This is a genomic window from Streptomyces sp. NPDC055013, assembly GCF_053608645.1.
In genome coordinates this window covers 65485-90538 of record NZ_JBSGVW010000024.1, presented here as the reverse complement: position 1 = coordinate 90538, position 25054 = coordinate 65485, and the positions used below count along the sequence as shown (strand labels likewise).

Genomic DNA, 25054 nt, shown 5'->3' with positions numbered 1-25054 from the left:
TACGGACCACCTGTGAAACACGGCCGAAACGCCCGTAGGTAAGTTCTTTCCCATGTCACCAGAATCCTCTTCCCCCTGCTGAAACACGTGTGATTAGGTGTGCGCGCCGCCAAGGGGAGGCGGCCCAATTCACTGCTCATGCGGGGCCCGTTGAGGGCCGGGGAGAGGGCACACCCATGCGTTCGGTTCGCATGCGGATTCTCGCGACGCTGTTCGTGCTGGCGGCCGTGGGAGTGGGCGGCTGGCAGCTGTTGCCGTCGCAGGGGGACGAGAACAGGACCATCACGGTCGGCACGACGGACGCCGTCACGTCGCTCGACCCGGCCGGCGCCTATGACGCCGGCTCGTGGGCGCTGTTCAACAACGTCTTCCAGTCATTGCTGACCTTCGAGCCGGGCGGCGTCACACCCGTGCCGGACGCGGCCCAGAGCTGCGAGTTCGTCGGCAGCGATCTGAGTACGTACCGCTGCGAGCTGCGCGAGGGACTCACCTTCCCGAGCGGGCGCGCCATGACCGCGCAGGACGTCAAGTACTCGTTCGACCGGGTCAAGCGGATCAAGTCGGACGTCGGCCCGTCCTCCCTGCTGGACACCCTCGGCTCGGTGAGCGCCGGCGGCCGTACCGTGACGTTCCGGCTATCGTCGCCCGATGCCACGTTCCCGCTGAAGGTGGCCACCGGGGCGGGCGCGATCGTCGACCGCGAGAAGTATCCGGCCGACGCGCTGCGCACCGACAACGCTGTCGACGGCACCGGGCCGTACACCCTGACCGCGTATACGAAGGACAGCAAGGCCGTCCTCGCGCCCAACTCCCTCTACAGGGGCGCCCTGAAGGAAACCGGCCGCCCCGTCGAACTGCGCTACTTCTCCGACGCGGACGCCCTCGACAGCGCGTGGAAGGCGAAGCGGATCGACGTGGCCACCCGCACGCTGCCGCCCGAGGTTCTCGCCGGTCTGAACTCCGCCGACCCGGGCCAGCGCGTCTCCGAGGCCGACAGCTCCGAGACCCGCAATCTGTACTTCAACACCCGCACGGGCTCACCCTTGCACGACGTCCGGGTCCGGCAGGCACTGGCCTGGCTGATCGACCGCGAGCGGCTGGCGGCCACGGTCTACAAGGGGACCGTCGACCCGCTGTTCTCGCTGATCCCGACGGGCATCACCGGCCACACCACCTCGTTCTTCGACAGCTACCCCAACCTGAGCCCCACCAAGGCGCGCGCCCTGCTCGACGAAGCCGGCGTCAGCCTGCCAGTCCGTTTCACCTACGGCTACGCCACCGGCCGGGGCGCCGCGACCGCCGAGGAGGCCGCGGAGATCAAACGGCAGCTGGAGGCGAGCGGGCTGTTCAAGGTGACGGTCAAGGGCTACGAGTGGACCGACTTCCAGAAGCGCTGGGCGAGCGGAAAGCTCGACGCGTACGCCGTCGGCTGGGTCGCCGACTTCCCCGACCCGGACACCTACGGTGGTCCGCTCGTAGGCACCAAGAGCACCATGAACACCGGCTACAGCGACAAGGCCGTCGACCGGCTGATCACGGCCAGCCAGCAGTACGCCGACCGCGGCGAGGCCACGAAGGACTTCCGCTCGCTGCAGGAGGCCGTCGCCCGCGACGTCCCGGTGATCCCGCTGTGGCAGGCCAAGGAGTACGTGGTCGCAAGCGAGGACGTCGGCGGTGGTCAGTATCTGTCGGACGGTACCGGCCTCTTCCGTCTCTGGAGCCTCACCTGGATCTGACGTCTCACCCGGATCTGACGCGATCTCGCGGCCTTGACATTCGCCCGGTGATGCCGGGGGACCGCTCGGCGCTGCACCATGTGTCGAAGGTGTGCGCGGGGTGAGGAGCAAACGTGCTGAGACGCAACGCCTTCCGGCTGCCCCGGCATCCGGCGTCGGTAGGTCTCGCCCGGCGCCGGGTCCAGAACCACCTGGCCGACTGGGGGCACGGGCCCAGGGATCCGGCGCTGGAGGACGCCGTGCTGCTCGTCTCCGAGCTGGCCACCAACGTCGTACGCCACGGCCCGCTGCTGGAGCGCGAGTTCGAGGTGGCCGTGACCGCACTCGCCGACGGATCCTGTCTGATCGAAGTGTCGGACGAGGGGCAACTCGTCCCGCGGCTGAGGTCGGTGGGGGAGTCGGAGGAGACCGGCCGCGGCCTGCATCTCGTGGAGAACCTGGCCTCGGCGTGGGGGGTGTGGAGCCGGGGGCGGCACGGGAAGACGGTGTGGGCACTCGTCCTCGCCGACGCCAACCCATGAGACCCGGCAGGCTTTACGGGCGTAAAGGCGCGCGCAGGCGCGGGCGTGGATGCGCGCCCTGTTCACCGCGACGGCAGCGTCACCGTCACCGCCAGCCCGTCATCCGGCGCGGTCCGCACCGCCACCTCCCCGCAGTGCGCCTCCACCACCCCCTGCACGATCGCCATCCCCAGTCCGCTGCCCGCGCCCCCGCCGGTCCGGAAGAACCGGTCGAAGACGCGTGCCGCGTCCTCCTCGCACAGCCCCGGCCCCTTGTCCGCGACACACAGCCGTACGACCCCGCCCGTCCGCTCCACCCCCAGCCGCACCGGCACATCGGAGGGCGTGTGCGTGCGGACGTTGCTCAGCAGGTTTCCCAGCACCTGCCGCAGCCCCGACTCGTCGGCGTGCACGAGCAGTGTGCCGGCGGCGTCGACGGTGATGGGCCGCTCGGGTTGCTGCACCCGCAGGTCCTCGGCGGCCTCGCGCACGAGTCGGCTCAAGTCGACGTTGCGGAAACGCAGTTCGGGGCGCTGGTCGAGGCGGGCGAGGGTGAGCAGCTCGTCGACGAGGCGCCCCATGCGGTCGACCTCGCCGTTCATCCGGTCCCAGGCCCGTCTCCGCTCGGCCGGGTCGGTGAGCATCCCCTTGTCGTACAGCTGGAGGTAGCCGCGTATCGCGGACAGCGGCGTGCGCAGTTCGTGCGAGGCGTCACCGACGAAGCGGCGCAGCTGTGCCGTGCTGCGCTCACGCGTGCGGTAGGCCGACTCGACCTGATGGAGCATGGTGTTGAGGGCGACCCGGAGCTGTTCCACCTCCAGGGTCGAGTCGCGGCTGGAGGGGATTCGCCGGGTCAGGTCGCCGTCGGCGATGGCCGACGAGGTCTCCACCATGTCCTCCAACGGCCGCATCCAGCGCAGCACGCTGATCATCGTCAGACAGCCGAGCAGGGCCAGCAGCAGGGCGCCGACGGCGAGGTCCATCCGCAGTGCCTTGCCCATGCCCTCGTGCAGGCTCTCGGTCGGCATGGCGATCAGCACGACGGTGCCGTCCGACAGCCGTGCGCCGACCATCCGGTGGCGGTCACCCTCGACCCGTACGTCCCGTGGCTCCTCGTCGGCGGCGAAGTCGACCGGGTTCTTCGCGGCGGCGGCGAGGGCGTGCTGCCGCGGCGTCGGCTGCAAAGGGCCCAGAGCCACGGGCTTCCCGCCGGAGTCGACCGCGACGTACACCATGCTCGGGCTCGGCAGCGGATCGGTGTCCGTGGCTCCGCCGCCGTTGAACCTGTCCAGCGCGATGCCCAGTTCACTCAGCGACTCGATCTGCCGCAGGGTGAACCCGGCGTTCTGCAGTGCGGTCCGCGCCCCCTGGAGTTCGGTGTCCACCTTGTCGAGCAGGTAGAACCGCGCGGTCATCAGGCTGACCGCGGTCGCCACGACGATGCCGACGGCCAGCAGCGCGACGTTCGCCAGCGTCAGCTTCCCGCGCAGCGAGTGGATGCCGCGCCGGCGGCAGACGTCGAGGATCCCGGCGAGCCTCATGCCAGCCCGTACCCGACGCCCCGCCGTGTGGTGATCACCGGCGGTCCCAAGGTGTCCAGCTTGCGCCGCAGATAGCTGATGTAGGTCTCCACGACGGTCGACTCGGGCGGCGTGTGCTCGTACTGCCAGACGTGGCGCAGGAGTTGCTCCTTGGGCACGATCCGGCCGCCGTTGCGCACCAGGAAGCGCAGCAGGGCGTACTCGGTGGGGGTGAGTTCGACGGTGCGGCCCGCGCGGTGGACCGAGTACGTCGTCTCGTCCAGCTCCAGGTCGCCGTACCGCAGGGGCGGTCGCTGCGGGAGGACGTCGGCGGGGCGGGTGCGGCGCAGGACCGCCGTGACGCGGGCTATGACCTCGTCGATGTTGAACGGCTTGGTGATGTAGTCGTCGCCGAAGCCGAGGGCGCCGACGATCTCGGCGGGGGAGTCGCGCGCGGTGAGGAAGACCAGCGCCAGGTCGGGGCGCCGCTCGCGCAGTTCGCGCCCGAGCGCCCGGCCGTCCCCGTCCGGGAGCATGACGTCGAGCAGCGCCGCGTCCGGGCGGGTGCGCTCGACCAGGGTGAGCGCCTCGCGGACCGTGCCCGCGGTCATGACCTCGAAGCGGTGGTAGCGCAGGGCGATCGCGAGGACGTCCGCGATGCTCTCCTCGTCCTCCACGATCAGCACGGTGCCGGAAGCCGTCGTCATGCCCCCAGTATCGGCGGCGCCGCTGACAGTCGGGTGGGCGGCCGCTTTGGAGTTCCTTGAGAGTCATGGCCCACGCCTGCCACGCGCGCGCGGCGCCGCCAATCCTGTTGCCCAGGACCTGGGGGACCGACCGAACCGAATAAGGAGCGTTGAGCGTGGCGGCATTGGCACGGTGGTGCTATCGGCACCGGCTGGTGGTCCTGTTGCTGTGGTTGGGGGCACTGTTCGGCCTGGGAGCGGCGAGTTCGGCCGCGGGCACGAACTACGCGAACGACTTCTCCCTGCCGAACACGGACTCCACCACCGCGTACGACCTGATGGAGAAGGCCTTCCCGGAGCGCGCGGGAGACACCGACACGGTGGTGTGGAAGGTGGACGGGGACGGCGGGGCGTCCGTCCGGGACGAGTCCGTACGGTCCCGGATCGAGCCCGCGCTGGAGGAGATCGGGCGGATGAAGGGCGTCGGTGAGGTCACCGACCCGTACGTGGCCCAGGGAGCCGCGCAGATCAGCCGGGACGGGCGGATCGCGTACGCCCAGATCACCTTCACCGAGCAGGCGAACGCCATCCCGAAGGAGCTGATCGAGGACGTCGTCGACACGGCGCAGGCCGCCGAACGCGACGGACTCCAGGTCGAGCTGGGCGGCCAGGCGATCGCCCGTACCCAGGAGCCGCCGCAGGGCACGGCGGAGGCGGTCGGCATTCTGGCCGCCGCGGTCGTGCTGTTCCTGGCGTTCGGCTCGTTCTTCGCGATGCTGCTGCCGATCGTCGTGGCGATCGCGGGCGTCGGCACCGGCCTGATCGGGACGATGCTGCTCAGCCACGTCACGGACGTTCCCGAAGTGGCCCCGCTGCTCGGCTCGTTGATCGGCCTCGGCGTCGGCATCGACTACGCCCTGTTCATCGTCACCCGGCACCGTCGCGGCATCCTGCGCGGGATGAAGCCGGAGGAGTCGGCGGTGACGGCCCTCAACACCTCCGGGCGCGCGGTGCTCTTCGCGGGCGGCACGGTGTGCATCGCGCTCGCGGGCATGCTGGTGATGAACATGCGGTTCCTGGACGGCGTGGTCGTCGCGACCTCCTTGACGGTCGTCCTGAGCGTGCTGGCCGCGATCACTCTGCTGCCCGCCCTTCTCGGCCTGCTCGGCATGCGCGTCCTCAGCCGCCGGCAGCGGAGTCGGCTCGCCGCCGCGGGACCGGAGCCGGAGGAGGCGAGCGGCCTCGCGGCGCGCTGGTCGGCGTACGTCCAGAAGAGCCCGCGTCGGCTCGCGGCGCTGGCCGTCGTGGTCATGGCAATCCTCGCGATACCGGTGCTGTCGCTCCGCCTGGGCGCCACCGACCAGGGCAACCACCAGGAGTCGACCACGACCCGGCAGGCCTACGACCTGCTCGCCGAGGGCTTCGGGCCCGGCGTCAACGGCCCGCTCCAGGTGGTCGTCGACGGCGACGCCCCCGCCGGCCTGGTCGACGGCATCCGGTCGACCGAGGGCGTCGCCCAGGTGGCCGCCCTCCCGCCCGCGAACGGCGTCACGGTCATCCAGGTCGTACCGGCCACCTCACCGCAGTCCGAGCAGACGGACCGGCTGATCGACCGGCTGCGCGACGACGTGATCCCGAAGTCCGGGGCCGAGGCCCATGTCGGCGGAGTGACGGCGGTCTTCAAGGACTTCGCCTCGGTGACCGGCGATCGCCTGCCGTACTTCGTCGCGACGATCATCGCGCTCGGCTTCCTGCTGCTGATGGTGGCCTTCCGCTCGCTGGTGGTGCCGCTGACGGCCGCCCTGATGAACCTCATCGCGGCGGCGGCGTCCTTCGGCGTCCTGGTGGCGATCTTCCAGTGGGGCTGGGGCACCGAGCTGATCGGTGTCGGCAAGGAGGGACCGATCACGTCGTTCCTGCCGGTCATCATGCTGTCCCTGCTGTTCGGCCTCTCCATGGACTACCAGGTGTTCCTGGTGAGCCGTATGCACGAGGAGTGGGTGCACACGAAGGACAACGCGCGCGCGGTGCGCGTCGGCCTCGCGGAGACGAGCCGGGTCATCAACTCGGCCGCCCTGATCATGATCTGCGTGTTCAGCGCGTTCGTGCTGAGCGGCGACATGGAAGGCGCGATGGCGGGCATCGGCCTCGCGGCCGCCGTCGCCCTGGACGCGTTCATCCTGCGTACGGCCCTGGTGCCGGCCGCGATGCACCTGCTCGGCAGGTCCAACTGGTGGCTGCCGGACTGGATGGAGAAGCGGCTGCCGCACCTGGCGGTCGAGCCGAAGGAGGAGGCGGTCGCGCCGGCGGCCGAGGAGGAGCCGACCGGGGCGGGCCGGGCCTCGGTCGTGCACGGGTACGTCCGCACGGCCGACGGTGAGCCGGTCGACGGCGCCGCGGTGACGCTGCTGACGAAGGGCGGGCGCCAGGTGGACCGGGTGACGTCGCTGGCGGACGGCTCGTACATCGTGTCCGTGCCGGCGCCGGGGACGTATCTGCTGGCGACGACCGCCCCGTCGTACGGGTCGCGCGCGGGGCAGGTCGTCGTGGCGGACGGGCCGCTCGTGCACGACGTCGAGCTGGCCGAGGGTGAGGTGGACGCCGCACCGCGCGGGGGCGGCGTCAGCTGACCGGCACGGCAGGAGGGTTCAGGGGCGCTCGTCCTCGACGGGCGCCTCTTTGCCCTTCGTCCTGTCCTTCGTCCGGCCCTTCGCCGGGTCCGGCAGCGCGTTCGTCATCCCGGGCAGGAAGTCCGTGAACAGCTCGTGCACATCGCGCACCAGCGGCCGCAGCACCCGGAACCGCGCCAGCGCCACGCCCCGGGCGGTCAGCCGGGCGGACCGCTCGGCCAGCCGATAGCTGCGCTCGCGCCCCTCGGTCCGGTCGAAGATCCAGTACAGGACGAGCCCCATCTGGCCGAGCCACATCATCTCGGGCAGTACGTCCCGGAGGTCCTCGGGCACCTTGGTCTTCGCGGAGCCCGCGAGCACCTGCCGGTGGATGTCGATGGCCTCTTCGCGCGCGTGCTCCGACTCGGCGGAGAAGGGGCTGAGCGGGCTGTCGGGATCGGCGGCGTTCTTGAAGAACTGCACCGCGAACTCGTGGTACGGCGTGGCGATGTCCAGCCACACCTTCAGCACGCCCGCGAGCCGCGCCTCCAGGTCGGTCTCGCGGGCCAGGACGTCCCGGATCGCCGCGCGGTGCTCGGCGGCGATCCGGTCGTAGAAGCCCTGGATCAGGTGTTCCTTGCCCGCGAAGTAGTAGTACGCGTTGCCGACGGAGACCCCGGCCTCCTGGGCGATCGCCCGCATCGTCGTCTTGTCGTAGCCGCGCTCCTGGAACAGCCGCATGGCCGTCTCCAGGATGAGCGCACGGGTCTGCTCGGACTTGCTGGGCGCATCGCCCTGTTCAGGGCTGTCGTTCTTCGAGGACACGGAAAGAGAGCCTAACGAGTGGCGTTCGGGCCGCCGGTCAGGAGGCCTGTGCCGCCTGGTAGAGGTTCTGGGCGTCGGCGCCGAAGTACGGGCCGTACATCCGGTTCGGCAGGAAGTTGTACTTGAAGCTGTTCACCGAGGACAGCAGGCCGGTACCCGTGGCCTCGTTGAACTGCGTGAACCAGGGGCCGCCACTGGAGCCGCCGGTCATGTTGCAGTTCATGCCGTGGTCGTTCGACAGCAGGAAGTCCCGGTTGGTGTTGCCGCTGCAGTAGATGAACTTCTCGCCGTCGTACGGGGCCGCGGCCGGGAAGCCGAACGCGTACATGCGCAGGTTGTAGCCGGTGTTGAAGGCCAGCCCCTGTCCGCCGACGACGTCCGTCAGCAGCTTGCCGTCCAGCGGAGCGACGACCGCCGCCCCGACGTCGTAGTTAATGTCCTCGCTCGCCGTCCACTGCGGTGTGGAGAGCGTCTTCGACGCGGTCCAGCGGCCATGGGGGGCCTGTCCGTCGTGGTAGCCGGGTACGAAGACCCAGTTGGTGTGCCAGGCGCCCTCCAGCTTCACGCAGTGGCCCGCCGTGATCACGGTGCTCTTGTTGGCGCTGGTGACGGCGTTGCCCGAGCAGGACGCCGTACGGCCCTGGTACGAGAAGAACACGCGGCCCGCGGTGGACACGACCGCTCCGCCGCCGGTCCACTGGGCGCCGCCGTTCGGGAAGGCCAGCACACCGATGTCCGATCCGGTGCTGTCGACCGGGGGGCTGGGCGCGATGGTGGTCGCCTTGCCCTTGAGGGGCGCCGAGCCGCCGTCGTAGTGCCCGTTCACGGTCACCAGGTCGAGCGGGGTGGCCGCGCGCATCCGTTCCGATGTCCAGAACTCACGGGCCTGCTGCTGCGCGCCGGCCGAGACCGAGCTGACGCCGGTCGCGTTGTCGGACCTCGGCGCGGCGCCCGCGGGTGTGGCGAGGGCGCCGGCGGTGAGCAGCGCGGTGACGCCGACCAGAGCGCCGAGGAGGGGGCGGGGTATGCGGGTGACGCGGGGTATGCCTCTCACGCGTACTCCTTCTGCGATGGGGGGACCGGGCGACCGGGTGGGGCGCCGCCCGGCGGACGACAGACAGTCGGTGCGAGTGCGGAGTGGTGAACCGGGGGCAGCGTGCCAACCCCGGCACGGTTTTGGAAGGGTGCATGCCAAACCGGTGTCCCAAACGTGCCGTTCAGGACGAGTTGGGTCCGCTCGGCACCCGCCTCACCGCGTGGCGCAGGTGCCGCTCTCGCAGCCCGGCGGCTCGTACGTCCAGCCCCGGCGCGTGTCGTACGTCCACCCGTCCGCACGCCGATAGCTCCGCCCGCCCCGGCCTGTCCCGTCCCACTGCGCCCCTCGCCACTTGGCGGCGGCGAGCACGGCCCCCTTGGCGAGCCGTGCACCCGCCGGCGTGCTGAGGCGATGTGCGAGCGGCCGGTGCTCGCGCAGGGCCCACAGGGTGACGATCCAGGCGGCGCCGCCCCGGTAGACCTGCCCCCCGTCGCCGACGACGGTGATCTCGGCGAGGGTGGCGCTGTGGTCGAGCCCGGGGTAGCGCCGCCGCGCCTCGTCGGACCCGGCGGCCACGAAGTCCAGCGGCACCAGCTGGGGCTGCCGTACGAGCCAGTCGTGCAGGAAGGTGCACAGGGAGCACTGGGCGTCGTGGAGGACGGTCAGGCGGCGGACCTGAGCCCCGGGCGTGTCGGTCGCGACGCGGTCCGCCATGGCGTCCGTCCCGCTCGTCGCCTCGCCGGGCATCCGCTCACGCCCCGGCCGTCGGAGCGACCCAGTCCTGCGGCGCGACCGGCGGCGTCTGCTCCCGCTCCATGACACTGCGCCGCCGGATCTTGTTGAGCACGTAGACGTTGCCCAGGTGCATCACACCGAGCACCAGCAGCACCACGCCGAGCTTGGTCGACAGGGCCTCGAAGACCCCGCGAACGTCCACGACGGTGTCGTCGTCGCTCAGATACAGGGCGACGAAGCCGAGGTTGACGAGGTAGAAGCCGACCACCAGCAGGTGGTTCACGGCGTCGGCGAGCTTCTCGTTCCCGCGCAGCACGTCGGCGAGGAAGATCCGTCCGTTGCGGCTGAGAGTGCGGGCCACCCAGATGGTCAGGGCGATGCTGACGACCAGGTAGATGACGTAGGCGATGACCGTGCGGTCCATGACGCCTCCCCCTCCTTGAACACGTTCAAAAAGCTGACAGTGATGACTTTAGAGCTGTCTTTGAACGTGTTCAACTCAATTGCGTGAGGCCTGCGTCACGCACCACGTCAGGGCGCGGCCCGCCGTGACGTCGGTCAGGGCCGACGCCCGAGCATCGGTCGTTTGGAGTAGTCCGTGAACCCGACGACGTTCCCCCAGGGATCGGCGATCTCGACCGTCCAGCCGGTGGCCACGGAGGCCGGCTCGTCGAGCAGCACGATCCCCGCGTCGCACAACGCCCGCGCCGCCGCACGCGCGTCCGGCACCTCCAGCCATACGCGCGCGGAGGGCCAGGGTGGCGGGCGGTACGTCACTCCTTCCTCGGTGCGCAGCAGGATCCCGGGCGTCTCGCCGCCGACCTTCAGCCCCGCGATCCCGGCCTCGTCGAGCCGGAACCCGACCGCGAACCCGGCGCGCTCGTAGAACGCGAGGGCCTCGGCGAGGTCGCCGACCGGCAGTAGCACGTTGTCGAACCCGAGCAGTTCGTACGACTCGTCATCTGACATACCGTCAGGGTAAGGCGATGATCGGCGAGAACCGGTGATTGTCAGTGGTGACTCGTACCGTCGTCGTCATGGGAATCGTGACGTTCGTCGATGAGACGACCAGCGAGGGCCGCAGCGACGGCTGGGGGCTCGAGATCGCCGAGGAGCGGCTCACCGTGCGCGAGTTGATCCGGCGCCGGGTGTTCCAGGAGGTCGCCGAGTACAACGCGTGCACGCCGGAGGTCTTCCAGGGGCTCGTGCAGCCGAAGGACGCGGAGCGCGTGCTGAACGGCTATGCGGTGCGCACCCGCCGCCGACTGGACCCCGAGGCCCAGACCGAGCAGGCGCTCAAGGCCTTCGCCGGCAACGGATTCCTCGTGCTCGTCGGCGACCGCCAGATCACCGACCTCGACGACGAGATCGAGCTCGGGCTGGGCACCGGGATCACGTTCCTGAAGCTCGTACCGCTGGTGGGTGGCTGATGACCGAGCCGCGTTCCGAGCGCGCCCGGCGGGTCCCCGCCGTCCTCGACCTGATCGCCGCCGAGGACACCGACCGCCTCGTTCCCGACCTTCTCGGGTTCGCCGAGATGGCCGACGGCCACTGGGGTCACGAGGGACGCAAGGTCCTCGACGCGGTGTGCGCCGCGGACGCGCGTTTCCAGGGCGCGCTGGTACTCGCGCTGGCCGACCGGTACCACGAGCTGGAAGTGGGCGCACGCGCGCGACGCAACATCGTGGTCCTGCTCGCCAACCTCCAGAACCTGCATCCGACGGTCGACGCGCATGGTTTCGGCGACCTCGGCGCGAGCGCCGAAACCCGCCGGGCCCTCCTCGAACGCCTCATACCGAGACTGGCCATCGCCGACCGCTGCACCATCGAGGGCCGCTTCCCGCGCGTGAAGGGCGAACGCCACACGTACAAGATCCACTTCGGCTCGGGCAACATCCTCATGACCCCGAACGACCAGTACCTGTGCATCGTCCCGAAGTCCAGCCCTTCGGCTCCGCAGGCGGGTTACCTGCCGTACGAGGGTGACCGGATGCTGGCGGATGACATGAAGATCACGGACCCGACGATCCTGAGCCAGCTGTGAACTGGCTCGGCCGGCGCCGTGGGGAACAGGTCCCCGCGAGTGTCCACAGCTTGTCGGGGCCGTTCCGATCGTCATACTGATGTGTATTCGTGGGCATGTGTGGCGTGTGGGCTCGCTGCGAGGCGGGTTGCATAGGGGGAGAGGCGGCTCCGTGTGGCGGCTGCTGGCGGTCGGGCTCGCGCCGTGCGGGCTGTTCGTCGTCTGCCTTTGGAGCCTGCTGCGCGCCGGCAGTTTCACCGGACGCAGCGACTGGAACCGGGTGGTGCCCCCGAGTACCGGTGCGACGGCTGGCTCGCTGCTGATGCTGATTGCCTCTTCCGCGGTCCTGGCGTTGCTGATGCAGCCGTTCCAGGTTCGGGCCATACGCGTGCTGGAAGGGTACTGGGACAGGTGGCCCGTGACGGCTCGCTTGGCCGGGGCACTGATGGAACTGCAACGCCGCCGCAGACGAACGCTGCGTGACCGCACCGAGGGCCAGGCTGTGGCCGACGACAACACCCGGCGCGTCGCCGCGGACGCGTCCCGGCGTATGGCGGCAGCGGCACCGGAGGAGGTTCTGCTCCCTACCGCGCTCGGCAACGCCCTGCGGGCGGGCGAGTTGAGCGCCGGAGAGCGCTACGGCCTGACGACGCTCTCCTCTTGGCCGCGGATCCATTTCCAGGTCTCGGACCGTCTGGCACGGGTGCTGCACTCCGCCCGGACCGCCCTCGACACCTCGGCGAATCTCTGCTGGAGCCTGCTCGCCTGCGCGGTGATCACCTCGACGGCGCTGTACGACGAACCGGGCGTGCGCTGGCTGCCCGTAGTGGCCCTCCTACTCGCCGCCGTCGCGTACAAGGGAGCGGTCACAGCCGCGCAGGCGTATTCGGGACTCATGCACGTCGTCTACGACCTCCACCGGTTCGACCTGCTGGAGGCGCTGCACCATCCGCTGCCCGACCGGGCAGGAGAGGTGGATGCCTTCTGGCGGGTCTCGGAGGCCTTCGCGGGGCGCGACGAGCCCGGCCTTCCTTACGAGCACGGCCGTGGTCGTACGGCTGGTCCGCGCGTGTCCAGTCCGGGTGTTTCAGGCCCGGGAGACGCTGACGGCCCCGCAGAGGCCTAGCACATGAACGTCGAACTCGCCCTCCTGACAAGGTAGTTCCGCGGGCGGCGAGCTAGATGGGCCATCGGGCAGCGCCACCCTGGTGAGCAGAGCCCCCGCTGTGTGGACCCGCACTTCGCCGGTGCGCGGGACGGTGAGTCGGACGTGTCCGGCGATCGCGGTGACATTGACCTCGACCGCACCCTCCAACCGGCCCAGGTCCACGCGGAGTTCCCCGAGGACGACTCGCACGGTCAGCGTCGGCCCGCTGCGCGCCGGTACCACGACGGCACCGGTCGCCAGCAAGCGGGTCCAACTGGTCCGGTCGCCGAAGCGGGCCGTCGCCGACAGGACGAGCGCCGCCCCCGCCACGGCCAGGAGGGTGGGCGCGAGCAGGTCGCGTGCCGTGCGTCCCTCCAGCCCGTGGGAGGCGGCAAGGCCGACTACCGCAACCGCGCCGAGAGTCAAGGGACCGATGAGCGAGCCGACGGGGACGGCCGACCTGAGCAGGTTCAGTGACGCCAGACCCAGCAGCACCCACGGCCACCAACTGACCGTCCGCTCCAGGACGGCGTGGGCCCGGTGGACGGGGTCCCCGACGAGCAGGGCCCCCGCGGCGACGGCGAGTATGCCCGCCCATATCCGGGCCCGCGGGGCACGGCCACCCTCCTCGCCATACGCCATCGCCGCGCGCCGCCTCCCAGTTCCGCGGGACCCCGGGGTGCCGCGGCGCCATGCTAGCCGGGAGTGGGAGGAGAGCTGTCCGGGGCGGGGGGCGCGGCTGCTTGCTCGGATCGATGTCGAGTTCGCTGAGCAATGCGTCCATTTCCGGACCGGTCTCGCAGGCGAGCAGCAGAGTCGGATGGACGCGGGGGAATCGGCAGGCACTTCGGTGCTTCACGTCGCCGGGTTCCAGCGGATCGATCTTCTCCGCCCGGACCTTCTTGACGACTTGCTCCATGGGCGGGCGCCGGATCATGGCCGAGTATCCGCGGCGCACTGGCGCACCGCAGCCCGGGCATGGGTGCGCCGGTACCGGCAGCCCCGGTAGTACGACCTCTTGGTACATGAGCCCTCCCTGTGTGCGCCGCTCGGAAGCGGTCCGTCACTCGGCGAGTACCTTCACGATCCACACGCCATCGGCGATGGTGCACAGCAGCACGAAGACGGCCGCACCGGTTCTCCAGCCTGGCTGATCAGCGCAGTCGGGCGGTACGAGCGCTGCCGCGATGCCGACCCCGAGCATCAAGGTGCCGGCGTTGAAAGTGATGTTGGCGCGCCTGACGCTGTTCTCGTACGTGATCTGGGAGTGCTCGAGGATCAGCCGCCGCTCCTCCTCCGTGAGCGGGGGCCACAGGCGAGCCTTCCTCCGCTCCTCCATCTCGTCCTCGGTGAACTTGAACTGCAGCGCGTAATAGCCCATTTGGATGCTGGCGATGAGAGCCATCGACGTCATCACGAGCAGCAGCAGGGTGATTCCCGGCCACTTGAACTCGTCGTCGGCGCCCCCGACCACGCCCGCGAGACCAAGCGCGGCTGCAGTCAAAAGGGGTGCGGCGACGAAGTGAGCCTGTTTCGACGCTTCGCCGAACCCGTCGGGCTGGGCGTACTCGCGGCGTGCGGCCATGTGACACCCGCCCCCTCAGGCCTGGTCCCGTTGGGAGTGTGCAGGCGGAACAGATCCTTCGGTAGGGCGAAGACATGCCAACACGACTAAGGGCCCCACCTCCGGCACCACCGGAAACAGGGCCCTCAACCGTTTGGCCGAGAAGATCAGAACCGCCGAGTGATCAGCGCCTTCTTGACCTCCGCGATCGCCTTCGTGACCTCAATGCCGCGCGGGCAGGCGTCCGTGCAGTTGAACGTCGTGCGGCAGCGCCACACGCCGTCCTTGTCGTTGAGGATCTCCAGGCGCTGCTCGCCGGCCTCGTCGCGCGAGTCGAAGATGAAGCGGTGCGCGTTGACGATGGCGGCGGGGCCGAAGTACTGGCCGTCGTTCCAGAAGACCGGGCACGAGGACGTGCAGGCGGCGCACAGGATGCACTTCGTCGTGTCGTCGAAGCGCTCACGGTCCTCGGCCGTCTGGAAGCGCTCGCGCGTCGGCTCGTTCGTGTCCTTCGTGATGAGGAAGGGCATGACGTCGCGGTACGCCTGGAAGAACGGCTCCATGTCGACCACGAGGTCCTTCAGGACCGTCAGGCCCTTGATGGGCTCGACCGTGATCGGCTTCTCGGGGTTGATGTCCTTGATCAGCGTCTTGCAGGCAAGGCGGTTCTTGCCGTTGATCCGCATCGCGTCCGAGCCGCAGATGCCGTGGGCGCAAGAGCGGCGGAAGGTCAGCGTGCCGTCGACGTCCCACTTGATCTTGTGGAGGCCGTCGAGGACGCGCTCCTTCGGGTCGATCTCCAGCTCGAAGTCTTCCCACACGGCCTCTGCGGAGACTTCCGGGTTGAAGCGGCGGACCCGGAACGTGACCGTGATGTACGGGGAGGCCGTGGACTCCGCCTCGACCTTGTCCATAACGGGGGTTGCCATCAGTACTTACGCTCCATCGGCTGGTAGCGGGTCTGGACGACCGGCTTGTAGTCGAGACGAATGGACTCCGTGCCGTCGTCGCCGACCTCGCGGTACGCCATGGTGTGGCGCATGAAGTTGACGTCGTCGCGGTTCGGGTAGTCCTCGCGGTAGTGACCGCCGCGGGACTCCTTGCGGGCCAGGGCCGAAACCGCCATGACCTCGGCGAGGTCCAGGAGGTTGCCGAGCTCGATGGCCTCCAGCAGGTCCGTGTTGAACCGCTTGCCCTTGTCCTGGATCGAGACGTTCTTGTAGCGCTCGCGCAGCTCCGCGATCTTCTCGACCGCCGTCTTGATCGTCTGCTCGGTGCGGAACACCATGACGTTGGCGTCCATGGTCTCCTGCAGCTCCTTGCGGAGCGTGGCCACGCGCTCGGTGCCGGTGGAGGTGCGCAGGCGCTCGACCTGGTCGATCACCAGCTCCGAGGGGTTCTCCGGCAGCTCCACGAAGTCCGCCTTCTGGCTGTACTCCGCGGCCGCGATGCCGGCCCGGCGGCCGAACACGTTGATGTCCAGGAGGCTGTTCGTGCCCAGCCGGTTCGCGCCGTGGACGGACACGCAGGCGACCTCGCCGGCCGCGTACAGGCCCGGGACCACCGTCGTGTTGTCGAGCAGGACCTCACCCTCGACGTTCGTCGGGATGCCGCCCATGGCGTAGTGCGCGGTGGGCTGGATCGGGATCGGGTCCGTGTACGGCTCGATACCGAGGTACGTGCGCGCGAACTCCGTGATGTCGGGCAGCTTCGCGTCGAGCTGCTCCGGCGGGAGGTGCGTGAGGTCCAGGTAGACGTGGTCGCCCTCGGGACCGCAGCCACGGCCCTCGCGGATCTCCGTGTAGATGGAGCGCGAGACGACGTCTCGGGACGCGAGGTCCTTCATGACCGGCGCGTACTTCTCCATGAAGCGCTCGCCGTCCTTGTTGCGGAGGATGCCGCCCTCACCACGGGCGCCCTCCGTCAGCAGGATGCCCATGCGCCAGATGCCGGTCGGGTGGAACTGGAAGAACTCCATGTCCTCCAGCGGCAGACCCCGGCGGTACACGGCCGCCTGGCCGTCACCGGTCAGCGTGTGCGCGTTCGACGTCACCTTGAAGAACTTGCCGGTGCCGCCGGACGCGTAGATCACGGCCTTCGCCTGGAAGACGTGGATCTCGCCGGTCGCCAGTTCGTAGGCGACCACACCGGCGGACCTCTTGACGCCGTCCACCTCGGTGATCAGCTGGTCGAGGACGTAGAACTCGTTGAAGAACTCCACGCCCTCCTTGACGCAGTTCTGGTACAGCGTCTGGAGGATCATGTGGCCGGTGCGGTCGGCCGCGTAGCAGGACCGGCGGACCGGGGCCTCGCCGTGGTTACGGCTGTGACCGCCGAAGCGGCGCTGGTCGATGGTGCCGTTCGGGGTGCGGTTGAACGGCAGGCCCATCTTCTCCAGGTCGAGGACCGAGTCGATGGCCTCCTTCGCCAGGATCTCGGCGGCGTCCTGGTCGACCAGGTAGTCACCGCCCTTGACCGTGTCGAAGGTGTGCCACTCCCAGTTGTCCTCCTCCACGTTGGCGAGCGCCGCGGCCATGCCGCCCTGCGCGGCGCCCGTGTGGGAGCGGGTGGGGTACAGCTTGGTCAGCACGGCGGTGCGGCTGCGCTTCGTGGACTCGATGGCCGCGCGCATGCCCGCGCCACCGGCGCCGACGATGACGGTGTCGTACTTGTGGATCTTCATGGTGGTTGCCTCAGCCCCGTGCCTAGCGGATGTTCGGGTCGAAGGTGAAGATCACCAGCGTGCCCAGCAGGATGGTGAACACCGTGGCGGTGTAGAGCAGGCCCTTCAGCCACAGCCGGGTGTTCGCGCGCTCCGCGTAGTCGTTGATGACCGTGCGCAGGCCGTTGGCGCCGTGCAGCATCGCGAGCCACAGCATCAGCAGGTCCCAGACCTGCCAGAACGGGGACGCCCAGCGGCCCGCGACGAACGCGAAGCCGATCTTGGACACGCCGCCGTCCAGCACGAGCTGGATCAGCAGGTGGCCGATGACCAGGACGACCAGGACGACGCCGGACAGGCGCATGAAGAGCCAGGCGGCCATCTCGAAGTTGCCCCGCGTGGACTTCGGGGTCTTCTTGGTGCGCTGGCGCGGTGCCTCGATGTAGGGGGCCGGGTTGTCGACGTTGTAGAGGGACTCGCCCTCGACCGGGCCGATACCGGTGGCGGTCTTCTCAGTGGTGACTGTGTTGTTTGACATGAGTGCGCGTCAGCTCCCGAACAGTTCACGAGCGGCGTGGCCGAGGACGGGGTAGATCGCCCCGAGCATCAGCACGACCCACAGGCCGACGACGGACCAGAGCATCTGCTTCTGGTAGCGCGGGCCCTTCGACCAGAAGTCGACAGCGATGACACGCAGGCCGTTGAGCGCGTGGAACAGGATGGCGGCGACGAGGCCGTACTCCAGCAGCGCGACGATCGGCGTCTTGTACGTGGCTACGACCTTGTCGTAGTCCTCGGGGGAGACACGCACGAGAGCGGTGTCCAGCACGTGAACGAACAGGAAGAAGAAAATGAGGACGCCGGTGACTCGGTGAGCCACCCAGGACCACATTCCTTCCCGGCCGCGGTACAGCGTTCCAGCCGGCACGGAAGTTCCTCCGGGAGCGGGGATTGGGGCCGCGCCGGCTTGTGCTGTCGGTCGGGCCCGGCCGGGTACGGTCCACCGGCCCTCAGCATCGTATCCACGTGGCGCCGCGCAGCTGAGCGGGGGGCTGCGTATGTGATCAAAGTGGCACGCGGATGGGGTATTGGCGGCCAATGCGATGGAATGTTCGGTTATCCATCGAGTGTGGCGCCGTTGACGCTGGTCGCGCGCCCGCGCGGCCGTGGCCGCGCATCGACTACAGCCCCGCGCCCCTGAGGGAATTCAGCAACCGCCCCTTCGTCAGGCGGCGCAATTCCTCCGCCGCGACGACGCGTTCCTCCTCGGGATCGTTCGTCAAACGTGACCGGATTCCCGCCAGTGCCTGGTCCAGGGCCTCGTTCGGCGACAGGTTGTCCACGCAGATCACGAACGCGTGGCCGAATTTGGCCTCGTATGCGGCATGCGCGGCGCTGAGTGCCGTATGGGCCGCCCCGTACACACCCTCCGGCAGCACCGGCAACGTTTCTCCTGCCAGGGCCTGCGCCAGATCGCCCGGAGCCAGGTCGTAGGCCGCCTCGTCGGACGCGGCCAGCAGGGACTCGACATCGGGGTACGGGCGGTGGTCGGCGAGGCGGTCGGCCCAGCGGGGGCTGCGCAGGCAGGTCAGGAGGACGCGCCGGACCGCGTCGGCAGGGGCAGCGTTGAACGCCTCCAGCGCGTCCGGGGACGGTGGAGTGCGGGTCTGCTCGGGCAGCGACGGTATGGCGACTCGGCCAGGAAGGTGTGTGGGCGTCACGTGGTTTCGACAGGAGATTTTGGGGGAGGAGTGGCGCCACGTTACCGAGTGTGGACGTGAGGTGTCCGACGGATGCCCGAATTTCAGTCGAACGGGAGAGTTTCGGAACGCTCGCTGGACGGCGGTCGGACGGCGGGCTGAGCCCATAGGGCCTACGTTGGCCATGTGAGCCAGCACAAGCACAGGCGCCGGGCATCGGCCACGAGGGCGCTGAAGCAGACATGGGTGCTGATCGTCGCCGTGGTCGTCGTGACGGTCGGGGCCGGGGTGAGCCTCGGGCTCCTGGCCACCGGCGACGACGGATCGTCGGCGCAGTCGGAGCAGCGGCGGTCGGGGCCGGGGACCGGCGAGGCCGCCTCGAGAGGGGCGACGACCCCGACTCCTTCGCCCACTCGGTCGTACCCGCTCTCCAAGGCCCCCCGCACCATCCCGGCCGTGACCTCTCACACCGCCGCCCGTGGGCCCGGCTGGCGTCCCGCGCAGGGCGAGCGGGTCGTCGTGAGCGACGCGGGCCTGGCCGACGAGGGCCGGCTCATCGCCGGTGAGCTGGGGCTCAAGTACGCCGGCGAGAAGGACGACGTGCGGGCCGGGGACGTGCGGCTGGCCCTGAACGACGACGAGGGTGCGGACCCGGAGTCGTACGCCATGACCGTGCGCGGCGGGCGGGTGACCATCAGCGGGCCCGGTGAGGCGGGGGTCTTCTACGGGACCCGGACGCTCAAGCAGGAGGTCCACGACGGGGGTACGGCGCCGGAGGGCGTCGTGCGGGACGAGCCCGCCAAGCCGGTGCGCGGGTTCATGCTCGACATGGCCCGCAAGTACTTCACCGCGGACTGGATCGAGGACCGGGTGCGGGAGCTCGGCGACCTGAAGTACAACCAGCTGGGGCTGCATTTCTCCGACGACCAGGGATTCCGTATCGAGTCCGAGTCGCATCCCGAGATCGTGTCCCAGCAGCATCTGACCAAGGCGCAGGTGCAGAAGATCGTCAAGCTGGCCCAGAGCCGGCACATCCAGATCGTGCCCGAGATCGACTCGCCGGGGCATCTGGGCGCCGTGATCGCCGCGCACCCCGATCTTCAGCTGCGCAATGTCAACGGGGTGGCGACCCGGGGCGCCATCGACATCTCCAAGCCCGAGTCCGCCGAGATCGTCGACGACCTGCTCAACGAGTACGCCGGCCTCTTCCCCGGCGACCAGTGGCACCTCGGCGCCGACGAGTACCAGGCGCTGGTCGTCTCGAATCCCGAGGCGTCCTACCCGCAGCTCGCCGCGGCCGCCCGAAAGGCCTACGGCTCCGGCGCCACCGTCGCCGACCTCGCCACGGGGTGGCTCAACGGCCGCGCCGCCACCGTCCGCGCCGACGACCGCACGCCCCGGGCGTGGAACGACGGGTTCTTCCGGGACACCTCCGTCCAGCCGGACAAGGACATCCAGGTGGCGTACTGGACGGGCAAGGAGATCGGCGCCCGGCTGCCCGAGGAGTATCTGAGCACGGGTCGGAAGGTCATCAACTACAACGACGAGTTCCTCTACTACGTGCTCGGGGAGCCGCAGACCTTCGTCTATCCGACGGGTCAGCGGATCTACGAACAGTGGACGCCGCGCGTCCTGCGGGGCACGTCGCCCGTGCCGGCCAAGTACGACGACCAGATCCTCGGCGGGTCCTTCGCCGTGTGGTGCGACCTCGCGAACTCGCAGACACAGGAACAGGTCGCGGCCGGGATCCGGATGCCGCTGCGGGCGACGGTGCAGAAGCTGTGGGACGCGGGTGAGCCGGAACTGTCCTGGGCCGAGTTCAGGGCGCTCGCCGACCGGCTGGACTGAGCCGCGGATTGGCCGATACGGCTGCGAACCCCCGTGCGACTGTGGTGTATTCGGCCCGAGCCGTACCGAACAGCCAGGGGGAACCGGAATGGGGTACTGGGGGTACTTCGTCGTGGGCCGCGGGGAGCGGCCGCTGGCGGAGCTGGACGCGCTGGCGGGCGCCGAAGGGATGACCCTGCGGGCGGAGGCGCCCGGCGGGTGGCAGGTGTGGGAGTACCCGAGCAGCGGCGCCGACGTCGGGAGCATGAACGCCCTGGCCCTGGAGACGGGGGCGCCCGCGCTCTTCGGGTACGTCATGGACAGCGACTGCGTGGTGGTGGAGGCGGCGGCGCCGGAGAGCGGAGCCTGGACGACGTGTCTCGCGCGCGGCGCGATGGCCGGGTACCTCGGCGCCGGAACCGAAGGGCTCACGCTCGAGGACTACTTCCTCGAACCCCCCGACGCCGCCGAGCGGGCCGTCGCCTGGGCCGCCGAGGCCGGGCACGAAGTGAACGCCGAGTCGCTCGTCGCCGTACTCACCGCTGATGCGGACTCTTTGGCCGAAAACCTCTTCTTCCGGCTGCTCGACCGGCTGGGCGTCGTGCCCCTGTGACACTCCGGGGCAGTCGCACGCAGTAAGGGGAAGTGCGGGCTCCGTAAAGGTCGGAGCTCGTCAGGGTTCTGTGCGGGGACCCCGACCCTCAGGAATGACCCGCTTAGGGAGGCGTGGATGAGCCTGGTGGAATTGATCGCTCAGGCCGACGAACGCGGACTGGCCGCCAGCGGGTTGGCTTGTTTGGATCGGTGCGTGCCGCTGCTCGGCGGTGACGACGAGGTGCTGCGGCCGCTGTGGGCGAACCTCGCGGACGGCGGGGACTCCGCCGCGTGGGGTGAACTGCTGGAGCAGGTACGCGCGAAGCTCGGCGTCGCCGATGTCATGGACGACGCGGACGTCGAGGACGAGGCCGCCCTGCTCGCCCGGCGGATGCTGGCCGCGGCCCCGGCCGTACGGTCCGCCGCCGAGGCACGGATCTGGGCCGACGCCTGCTCCGTCGCCTCGCTGCAGATCCACCGGCTCCTCGACCCCGCGGAGGACGACGCGTCCTCGGCCGACGCCCTCCCCGAGGCGATCGGCTCGGCCCGCGCGGAGGAGCCCTCCGCCTCGGCCGAGGGTCGTACGCAGGGCATGTCGCCGCTCGTCGCCGCCGAACTTCGCCGCCAGATCGGCGTCCTGGAGATTCTGGCCGGGCATGGCGCGAGCGGGTTGCGCCGGGCGCTGGAGGTGTCGACGGAGGGGCGGCGGGTGCTGCGGGCGGTGGTTTCCCGGCGTGCGCGGACGCTCCGCGGATAGCTCCGCGGGTGGTGCCGGGCCGCCTGAGGGGGTGCCGCGGGGCGGGTGCGGGTGCGTGGGGGGGGGCTTGTCGCGCAGTTCCCCGCGCCCCTTTGGGGCGTTGCAGGACTCTCGCCCTTCATGGCAGGACGCACTTCACCACCGCGTCGCCGTACTCCGCGGTTCGGGTGTAGAAGGCCGTCAGGTCGCGGTGGGCGGCCGCGAGGATGGTGCGCACTTCCGGTTCGGGAGGGACTGTGGCCTGCAGTGGGCGCCACAGGCCCTCGAAGTCGGTCGATCCGAGGTAGTCGGCCACGCGGGTGACCTGAGCCGCGGTGAGGATCAGGAACGGCGGGTGTTCCGGCACCGGGTGGTTCACCGGCCGGCCGCCCAGGACCACGTCGGCCCGCGGCCCGTCCTGGACCTTCCCGGCGTAGAGGGCGTGCTGCTCGGCGTACCGCTGGTCCAGCATCTCGTCGCGGTGCCGGTCGAGCCGTCGGCGCACGGTGTCCCAGTCGTCCTGGAACAGGTGCTGGAACCAGGTCGCGCTGTTGCGCAGCGCCGAGGGCGGCACTGCTCGGAGATGGAAGTACAGGCTCATCAGTGAGTGGAGCGCACGGGAGCGGCGAAGCGTCACTCTCTCGTAAACCTGGTTCCTGGGTGAGTCCTGTGACTGTGGTGGGGGCGAGGTGGGGCGGTCCTGCACCGGTCCCGGGGAGTCGCCGGATCCGGGTGACGAATCCCAGTTCAGACACGCTTTCCAGGGTGTGACGACTCAAGCGGAAACCAGGCCCGCAGCCGCTACCAAGCCGGTGCGGTGGGCGGCGGACGCGGTGGCGACGATGCGTGAGGGGGCCCGGCTGCGACTCGACTACTCGGCGCAGAGCCTGTGGCGGGTCGACCGGATGATCGAGGAACTGCGCCGGGAACGGACGCCGTACGCCGCCGTGGAGAACACGCTGCGCGGCCTCGGCGCGTACGCCGGTGAGGTGATCGCCCGTCAGGCCGGCGCCGAGTGGTGGGCGTCGGGCGGCGACCACTGGATCCGTACGCCCGACGGTCGGCTGTGGGATCCGATGGACGAGGCGCGGCGGTGTTTCGCGGGCGACGGGTCGCTGCGGTTGCTGTGCCGGGACGCCGTCCAGCGGTAGGCGACGGAGGGAAGACGGCCCGGCCGGGCCGCCCTGGAGGGGCGGGGTCCCGGCCGGGGCCGAGGGAGCGTCAGCTCGCCCAGACCTCCGCCTCGTCGGCCGGGACGGTGGTGGCCAGGCCCAGTTCCTTGCGGGCGGCGACCGTCTTGTTCGGGTCGATGCCGGTGAACGCCGGGTCGTAGGCGAGGTAGAAGGCGTCCGTGTCGGCGGCGTTCGCGGCCTTCCTCCAGTGCGCGGCCGTCTTCGTCAGGTCCGCGCGGAGCTTGCCGACCTCCGTGCCGTCGACGTCCTTCAGGCCCTTCACATGGGCGTCGAGGGCGGCCGCCACGGCCTTGGCCTGCGCCTTGTAGCCGGCGAAGTCCGCCTCGACGGAGTCCTTCTCGGACTGGTTGGTCCACAGCGCCTCGTAGACGGCGTTCGAACCGTTCAGGTACGCGGTCTGCTCGGGCTTCAGGGACTTCGCGTTCAGCGCGCCGGTGAAGGTGCCCGAGTCCTTGGTGTAGCTGCAGCTGACGGCACGGTCGCCGGTCGCCCAGCTCTCCTGGGTCGGGGTGTAGTGGAGAAGGGCCACACCCTTGGGGAGCGCCCAGGTGTCCGGGGCGAACTTCCCGGCCTCGACCGGGCATCGCTCGTCGGCGATGGCGGCGACCGCGTCGGTGCCGGGGTACTTCGACCCTTCTTCGATCTTGAAGTCGCCGACGACCTGACCCGTGTGCGCCTCGGCGCAGGGCACGATCTCGACGAGGATCTCCGTGCCTTCGCCCTTGTTGTTCGGGTTGTAGCAGTCCCCGACGTTCAGCGAGAACACCGATCTCTGGCGGGCCACCTTCTTCGCGCCGTCCTTGGCGCTGTCGACGACGTCCGAGCATCCCACCGCACCGATCGCGAGCAGGGCGACGACGGAGGATATGCCGCGAAGGGAGCGAAATGGACTGCGAGCTGACATGACGTTACATCCTCTTATGCGAACTTTATGTGGATCGCGCCGCATCGTATGCCATCCCTGTGATGGGGCTGTGTGCAGGTCGCGGCGTCTCTGACTCCCCATGGGCGGCAATGGTTGTAGCGACCGGCCGCAGGCGCGGCCCCTGTGACACTTCTGTGAGGCCGGGCGCTGTTGACCGTGGAGGGGCGTGGGAAAGGGTGGCCGCACCGCGGGGTGCGAATCCGCCGCGAACCGGTACGGACGAGGACAGTTCTTGGGCCAGGGAGGGGAACCCCGCCGCGGGCACGCGCACGACGGGGAGTTGAGCGCGGCCGTCGCGCGGGCTCAGGAAGGTGACGAGGCCGCCTTCGCGGTCGCGTACCGGCTGGTGCACCCGGGACTGCTCGGGTACCTGCGCGGGCTGGTCGGGAACGACGCGGAGGACGTGGCGTCCGACGCCTGGCTGGAGATAGCCCGGGACCTCGGCCGGTTCAAGGGAGACGGCGCCGGATTCCGGGGCTGGACCGCGACCATCGGCCGGCACCGGGCGCTGGACCATCTGCGCCGGCAGAAGGTACGGCCGCGGTCGTCGGCGCTGGAGCACGACGTACTGGACCTCCCAGGTCCGCAGAACACGCACGACCAGGCCCTGGAGTCGATCTCCACCGAGCACGCCCTCGAGCTGGTCCGGGGGCTGCCGAAGGACCAGGCCGAGGCCGTACTGCTCCGGGTCGTCGTCGGCCTCGACGGCCCCGCCGCCGCACGCGTCCTCGGCAAGCGCCCCGGCGCGGTCCGGACGGCCGCCCACCGGGGGCTGAAGCGCCTGGCCGAGCAGCTGGGCGTCGCAGGTGTGACGGATGGCGGCCCCCGGACGCTGGGGGAATCGAAATGAACAGTGAGGGTGTCGGCGGCTGACGGGCGGCGCTTCGGCGCATCGCGCACCGGTGCCACGGCGCTTCGATGAAGCGAGGCGGCGTGCGCGGTGAGTGGTACGGGGCGTGACGGACGTACAGGCTCTAGAAGCTCGTGAGTCACAACAGCAACGACAGCAGCCACAACAGCCACATGGGCCACACAG

27 protein-coding genes are annotated in these 25054 nt (G+C 69.9%); 11 read left to right on the top strand and 16 right to left on the bottom strand.

Annotated elements, in window-relative coordinates:
- Positions 1 to 176: 176 nt before the first annotated feature.
- Positions 177 to 1736: an ABC transporter substrate-binding protein gene (locus ACWGDB_RS26760; RefSeq protein WP_453824732.1), complete on the top strand. Its 1560-nt coding sequence runs from the start codon at positions 177 to 179 to the stop codon at positions 1734 to 1736.
- Between the two features lie 113 nt (positions 1737 to 1849).
- Complete coding sequence (locus ACWGDB_RS26755) at positions 1850 to 2257, top strand: ATP-binding protein (protein ID WP_453824731.1); 408 nt, start codon at positions 1850 to 1852, stop codon at positions 2255 to 2257.
- A 62-nt stretch (positions 2258 to 2319) separates the two neighbouring features.
- Here ACWGDB_RS26755 and ACWGDB_RS26750 read toward each other — a convergent pair whose 3' ends face one another.
- The gene (locus ACWGDB_RS26750; RefSeq protein ID WP_453824730.1) at positions 2320 to 3777 is read right to left on the bottom strand and encodes a sensor histidine kinase; all 1458 of its coding nucleotides are present in this window, start codon (positions 3775 to 3777) and stop codon (positions 2320 to 2322) included.
- Complete coding sequence (locus ACWGDB_RS26745) at positions 3774 to 4463, bottom strand: response regulator transcription factor (RefSeq protein WP_453824729.1); 690 nt, start codon at positions 4461 to 4463, stop codon at positions 3774 to 3776. The genes ACWGDB_RS26750 and ACWGDB_RS26745 overlap by 4 nt, the downstream gene beginning before the upstream one ends.
- Before the next feature lie 164 nt (positions 4464 to 4627).
- On the opposite strand from ACWGDB_RS26745, the gene ACWGDB_RS26740 reads away from it, so the two are divergent.
- Entirely contained in the window at positions 4628 to 7072 is a 2445-nt protein-coding gene (locus ACWGDB_RS26740; protein ID WP_453824784.1) for an MMPL family transporter, read from the top strand.
- Positions 7073 to 7090: 18 nt separating this feature from the next.
- On the opposite strand, the gene ACWGDB_RS26735 is transcribed toward ACWGDB_RS26740, so the two are convergent.
- The 5 genes from ACWGDB_RS26735 to ACWGDB_RS26715 form a co-directional block, all read right to left on the bottom strand.
- On the bottom strand, positions 7091 to 7876 hold the full coding sequence (locus ACWGDB_RS26735; RefSeq protein WP_427840267.1) for a TetR/AcrR family transcriptional regulator: 786 nt from the start codon (positions 7874 to 7876) through the stop codon (positions 7091 to 7093).
- Between the two features lie 37 nt (positions 7877 to 7913).
- Complete coding sequence (locus ACWGDB_RS26730) at positions 7914 to 8930, bottom strand: trypsin-like serine peptidase (RefSeq protein WP_453824728.1); 1017 nt, start codon at positions 8928 to 8930, stop codon at positions 7914 to 7916.
- 195 nt (positions 8931 to 9125) lie between these two features.
- Complete coding sequence (locus ACWGDB_RS26725; RefSeq protein WP_453824727.1) at positions 9126 to 9626, bottom strand: thiol-disulfide oxidoreductase DCC family protein; 501 nt, start codon at positions 9624 to 9626, stop codon at positions 9126 to 9128.
- Between the two features lie 37 nt (positions 9627 to 9663).
- On the bottom strand, positions 9664 to 10071 hold the full coding sequence (locus tag ACWGDB_RS26720; protein ID WP_383613760.1) for a hypothetical protein: 408 nt from the start codon (positions 10069 to 10071) through the stop codon (positions 9664 to 9666).
- A gap of 134 nt (positions 10072 to 10205) precedes the next feature.
- Positions 10206 to 10616 carry a VOC family protein gene (locus ACWGDB_RS26715; RefSeq protein ID WP_453824726.1) on the bottom strand — a complete coding sequence of 137 codons (411 nt, stop codon included), beginning with the start codon at positions 10614 to 10616 and terminating at the stop codon, positions 10206 to 10208.
- A gap of 68 nt (positions 10617 to 10684) precedes the next feature.
- Here ACWGDB_RS26715 and ACWGDB_RS26710 point away from each other — a divergent pair, with 68 nt between their 5' ends.
- The 3 genes from ACWGDB_RS26710 to ACWGDB_RS26700 all read left to right on the top strand — a co-directional run bounded on the left by ACWGDB_RS26710 (position 10685) and on the right by ACWGDB_RS26700 (position 12796).
- Positions 10685 to 11077 (top strand): hypothetical protein, encoded by a 393-nt coding sequence (locus tag ACWGDB_RS26710; RefSeq protein WP_453824725.1) that lies wholly within the window; start codon positions 10685 to 10687, stop codon positions 11075 to 11077.
- Positions 11077 to 11691 (top strand): DUF7737 domain-containing protein, encoded by a 615-nt coding sequence (locus ACWGDB_RS26705; RefSeq protein WP_453824724.1) that lies wholly within the window; start codon positions 11077 to 11079, stop codon positions 11689 to 11691. The genes ACWGDB_RS26710 and ACWGDB_RS26705 overlap by 1 nt, the downstream gene beginning before the upstream one ends.
- Positions 11692 to 11842: 151 nt before the next feature.
- Positions 11843 to 12796 (top strand): hypothetical protein, encoded by a 954-nt coding sequence (locus tag ACWGDB_RS26700; protein ID WP_453824723.1) that lies wholly within the window; start codon positions 11843 to 11845, stop codon positions 12794 to 12796.
- Here the strand turns inward: ACWGDB_RS26700 and ACWGDB_RS26695 are convergent.
- The 7 genes from ACWGDB_RS26695 to ACWGDB_RS26665 form a co-directional block, all read right to left on the bottom strand.
- Entirely contained in the window at positions 12758 to 13459 is a 702-nt protein-coding gene (locus tag ACWGDB_RS26695; protein WP_453824722.1) for a hypothetical protein, read from the bottom strand. The genes ACWGDB_RS26700 and ACWGDB_RS26695 overlap by 39 nt on opposite strands.
- Before the next feature lie 421 nt (positions 13460 to 13880).
- Positions 13881 to 14402 (bottom strand): hypothetical protein, encoded by a 522-nt coding sequence (locus tag ACWGDB_RS26690; RefSeq protein WP_453824721.1) that lies wholly within the window; start codon positions 14400 to 14402, stop codon positions 13881 to 13883.
- 146 nt (positions 14403 to 14548) lie between these two features.
- On the bottom strand, positions 14549 to 15310 hold the full coding sequence (locus ACWGDB_RS26685) for a succinate dehydrogenase iron-sulfur subunit (protein ID WP_383613769.1): 762 nt from the start codon (positions 15308 to 15310) through the stop codon (positions 14549 to 14551).
- Positions 15310 to 17064, bottom strand: a complete 1755-nt coding sequence (gene sdhA / locus ACWGDB_RS26680) for a succinate dehydrogenase flavoprotein subunit (protein ID WP_453824720.1) — start codon at positions 17062 to 17064, stop codon at positions 15310 to 15312. Before sdhA ends, ACWGDB_RS26685 begins: the two co-directional genes overlap by 1 nt.
- 22 nt (positions 17065 to 17086) lie before the next feature.
- The gene (locus ACWGDB_RS26675; RefSeq protein ID WP_453824719.1) at positions 17087 to 17581 is read right to left on the bottom strand and encodes a succinate dehydrogenase hydrophobic membrane anchor subunit; all 495 of its coding nucleotides are present in this window, start codon (positions 17579 to 17581) and stop codon (positions 17087 to 17089) included.
- Positions 17582 to 17590: 9 nt separating this feature from the next.
- Positions 17591 to 17971 carry a succinate dehydrogenase, cytochrome b556 subunit gene (sdhC, locus tag ACWGDB_RS26670; protein ID WP_079052045.1) on the bottom strand — a complete coding sequence of 127 codons (381 nt, stop codon included), beginning with the start codon at positions 17969 to 17971 and terminating at the stop codon, positions 17591 to 17593.
- A gap of 253 nt (positions 17972 to 18224) precedes the next feature.
- Entirely contained in the window at positions 18225 to 18764 is a 540-nt protein-coding gene (locus ACWGDB_RS26665) for a 2-oxo-4-hydroxy-4-carboxy-5-ureidoimidazoline decarboxylase (RefSeq protein WP_453824718.1), read from the bottom strand.
- A gap of 225 nt (positions 18765 to 18989) precedes the next feature.
- Here ACWGDB_RS26665 and ACWGDB_RS26660 point away from each other — a divergent pair, with 225 nt between their 5' ends.
- From ACWGDB_RS26660 to ACWGDB_RS26650, 3 genes are all read left to right on the top strand, one after another.
- The gene (locus tag ACWGDB_RS26660; protein ID WP_453824783.1) at positions 18990 to 20591 is read left to right on the top strand and encodes a beta-N-acetylhexosaminidase; all 1602 of its coding nucleotides are present in this window, start codon (positions 18990 to 18992) and stop codon (positions 20589 to 20591) included.
- An 88-nt stretch (positions 20592 to 20679) separates the two neighbouring features.
- Positions 20680 to 21183 (top strand): hypothetical protein, encoded by a 504-nt coding sequence (locus ACWGDB_RS26655; protein WP_383630179.1) that lies wholly within the window; start codon positions 20680 to 20682, stop codon positions 21181 to 21183.
- 117 nt (positions 21184 to 21300) lie between these two features.
- Positions 21301 to 21921 carry a hypothetical protein gene (locus ACWGDB_RS26650; protein WP_453824717.1) on the top strand — a complete coding sequence of 207 codons (621 nt, stop codon included), beginning with the start codon at positions 21301 to 21303 and terminating at the stop codon, positions 21919 to 21921.
- Between the two features lie 118 nt (positions 21922 to 22039).
- Here the strand turns inward: ACWGDB_RS26650 and ACWGDB_RS26645 are convergent, their stop codons facing one another.
- Complete coding sequence (locus tag ACWGDB_RS26645; protein ID WP_453824716.1) at positions 22040 to 22501, bottom strand: DUF1877 family protein; 462 nt, start codon at positions 22499 to 22501, stop codon at positions 22040 to 22042.
- Between the two features lie 166 nt (positions 22502 to 22667).
- On the opposite strand from ACWGDB_RS26645, the gene ACWGDB_RS26640 reads away from it, so the two are divergent.
- On the top strand, positions 22668 to 23051 hold the full coding sequence (locus ACWGDB_RS26640; protein WP_453824715.1) for a hypothetical protein: 384 nt from the start codon (positions 22668 to 22670) through the stop codon (positions 23049 to 23051).
- A gap of 70 nt (positions 23052 to 23121) precedes the next feature.
- On the opposite strand, the gene ACWGDB_RS26635 is transcribed toward ACWGDB_RS26640, so the two are convergent.
- Positions 23122 to 23997, bottom strand: coding sequence for a septum formation family protein (locus ACWGDB_RS26635; protein ID WP_453824714.1), 876 nt, complete (start codon positions 23995 to 23997; stop codon positions 23122 to 23124).
- 253 nt (positions 23998 to 24250) lie between these two features.
- Between ACWGDB_RS26635 and ACWGDB_RS26630 the strand changes: the two genes are divergently transcribed.
- A complete protein-coding gene (locus ACWGDB_RS26630) occupies positions 24251 to 24868 on the top strand; it encodes an RNA polymerase sigma factor (RefSeq protein WP_453824713.1) in 618 nt (205 codons plus the stop codon).
- The last annotated feature ends 186 nt before the right edge of the window (positions 24869 to 25054 follow it).

Coding starts and splice junctions, on each gene's coding strand:
- ACWGDB_RS26745 (WP_453824729.1), bottom strand. CDS start 4,463: ATGACGACGGCTTCCGGCACCGTGCTGATCGTGGAGGACGAGGAGAGC.
- ACWGDB_RS26710 (WP_453824725.1), top strand. CDS start 10,685: ATGGGAATCGTGACGTTCGTCGATGAGACGACCAGCGAGGGCCGCAGC.
- ACWGDB_RS26720 (WP_383613760.1), bottom strand. CDS start 10,071: ATGGACCGCACGGTCATCGCCTACGTCATCTACCTGGTCGTCAGCATC.
- ACWGDB_RS26750 (WP_453824730.1), bottom strand. CDS start 3,777: ATGAGGCTCGCCGGGATCCTCGACGTCTGCCGCCGGCGCGGCATCCAC.
- sdhA (WP_453824720.1), bottom strand. CDS start 17,064: ATGAAGATCCACAAGTACGACACCGTCATCGTCGGCGCCGGTGGCGCG.
- ACWGDB_RS26655 (WP_383630179.1), top strand. CDS start 20,680: ATGGGGTACTGGGGGTACTTCGTCGTGGGCCGCGGGGAGCGGCCGCTG.
- ACWGDB_RS26675 (WP_453824719.1), bottom strand. CDS start 17,581: ATGTCAAACAACACAGTCACCACTGAGAAGACCGCCACCGGTATCGGC.
- ACWGDB_RS26715 (WP_453824726.1), bottom strand. CDS start 10,616: ATGTCAGATGACGAGTCGTACGAACTGCTCGGGTTCGACAACGTGCTA.
- ACWGDB_RS26635 (WP_453824714.1), bottom strand. CDS start 23,997: ATGTCAGCTCGCAGTCCATTTCGCTCCCTTCGCGGCATATCCTCCGTC.
- ACWGDB_RS26690 (WP_453824721.1), bottom strand. CDS start 14,402: ATGGCCGCACGCCGCGAGTACGCCCAGCCCGACGGGTTCGGCGAAGCG.
- ACWGDB_RS26650 (WP_453824717.1), top strand. CDS start 21,301: ATGAGCCTGGTGGAATTGATCGCTCAGGCCGACGAACGCGGACTGGCC.
- ACWGDB_RS26645 (WP_453824716.1), bottom strand. CDS start 22,501: ATGAGCCTGTACTTCCATCTCCGAGCAGTGCCGCCCTCGGCGCTGCGC.
- ACWGDB_RS26695 (WP_453824722.1), bottom strand. CDS start 13,459: ATGGCGTATGGCGAGGAGGGTGGCCGTGCCCCGCGGGCCCGGATATGG.
- ACWGDB_RS26705 (WP_453824724.1), top strand. CDS start 11,077: ATGACCGAGCCGCGTTCCGAGCGCGCCCGGCGGGTCCCCGCCGTCCTC.
- ACWGDB_RS26725 (WP_453824727.1), bottom strand. CDS start 9,626: ATGGCGGACCGCGTCGCGACCGACACGCCCGGGGCTCAGGTCCGCCGC.
- ACWGDB_RS26760 (WP_453824732.1), top strand. CDS start 177: ATGCGTTCGGTTCGCATGCGGATTCTCGCGACGCTGTTCGTGCTGGCG.
- ACWGDB_RS26685 (WP_383613769.1), bottom strand. CDS start 15,310: ATGGCAACCCCCGTTATGGACAAGGTCGAGGCGGAGTCCACGGCCTCC.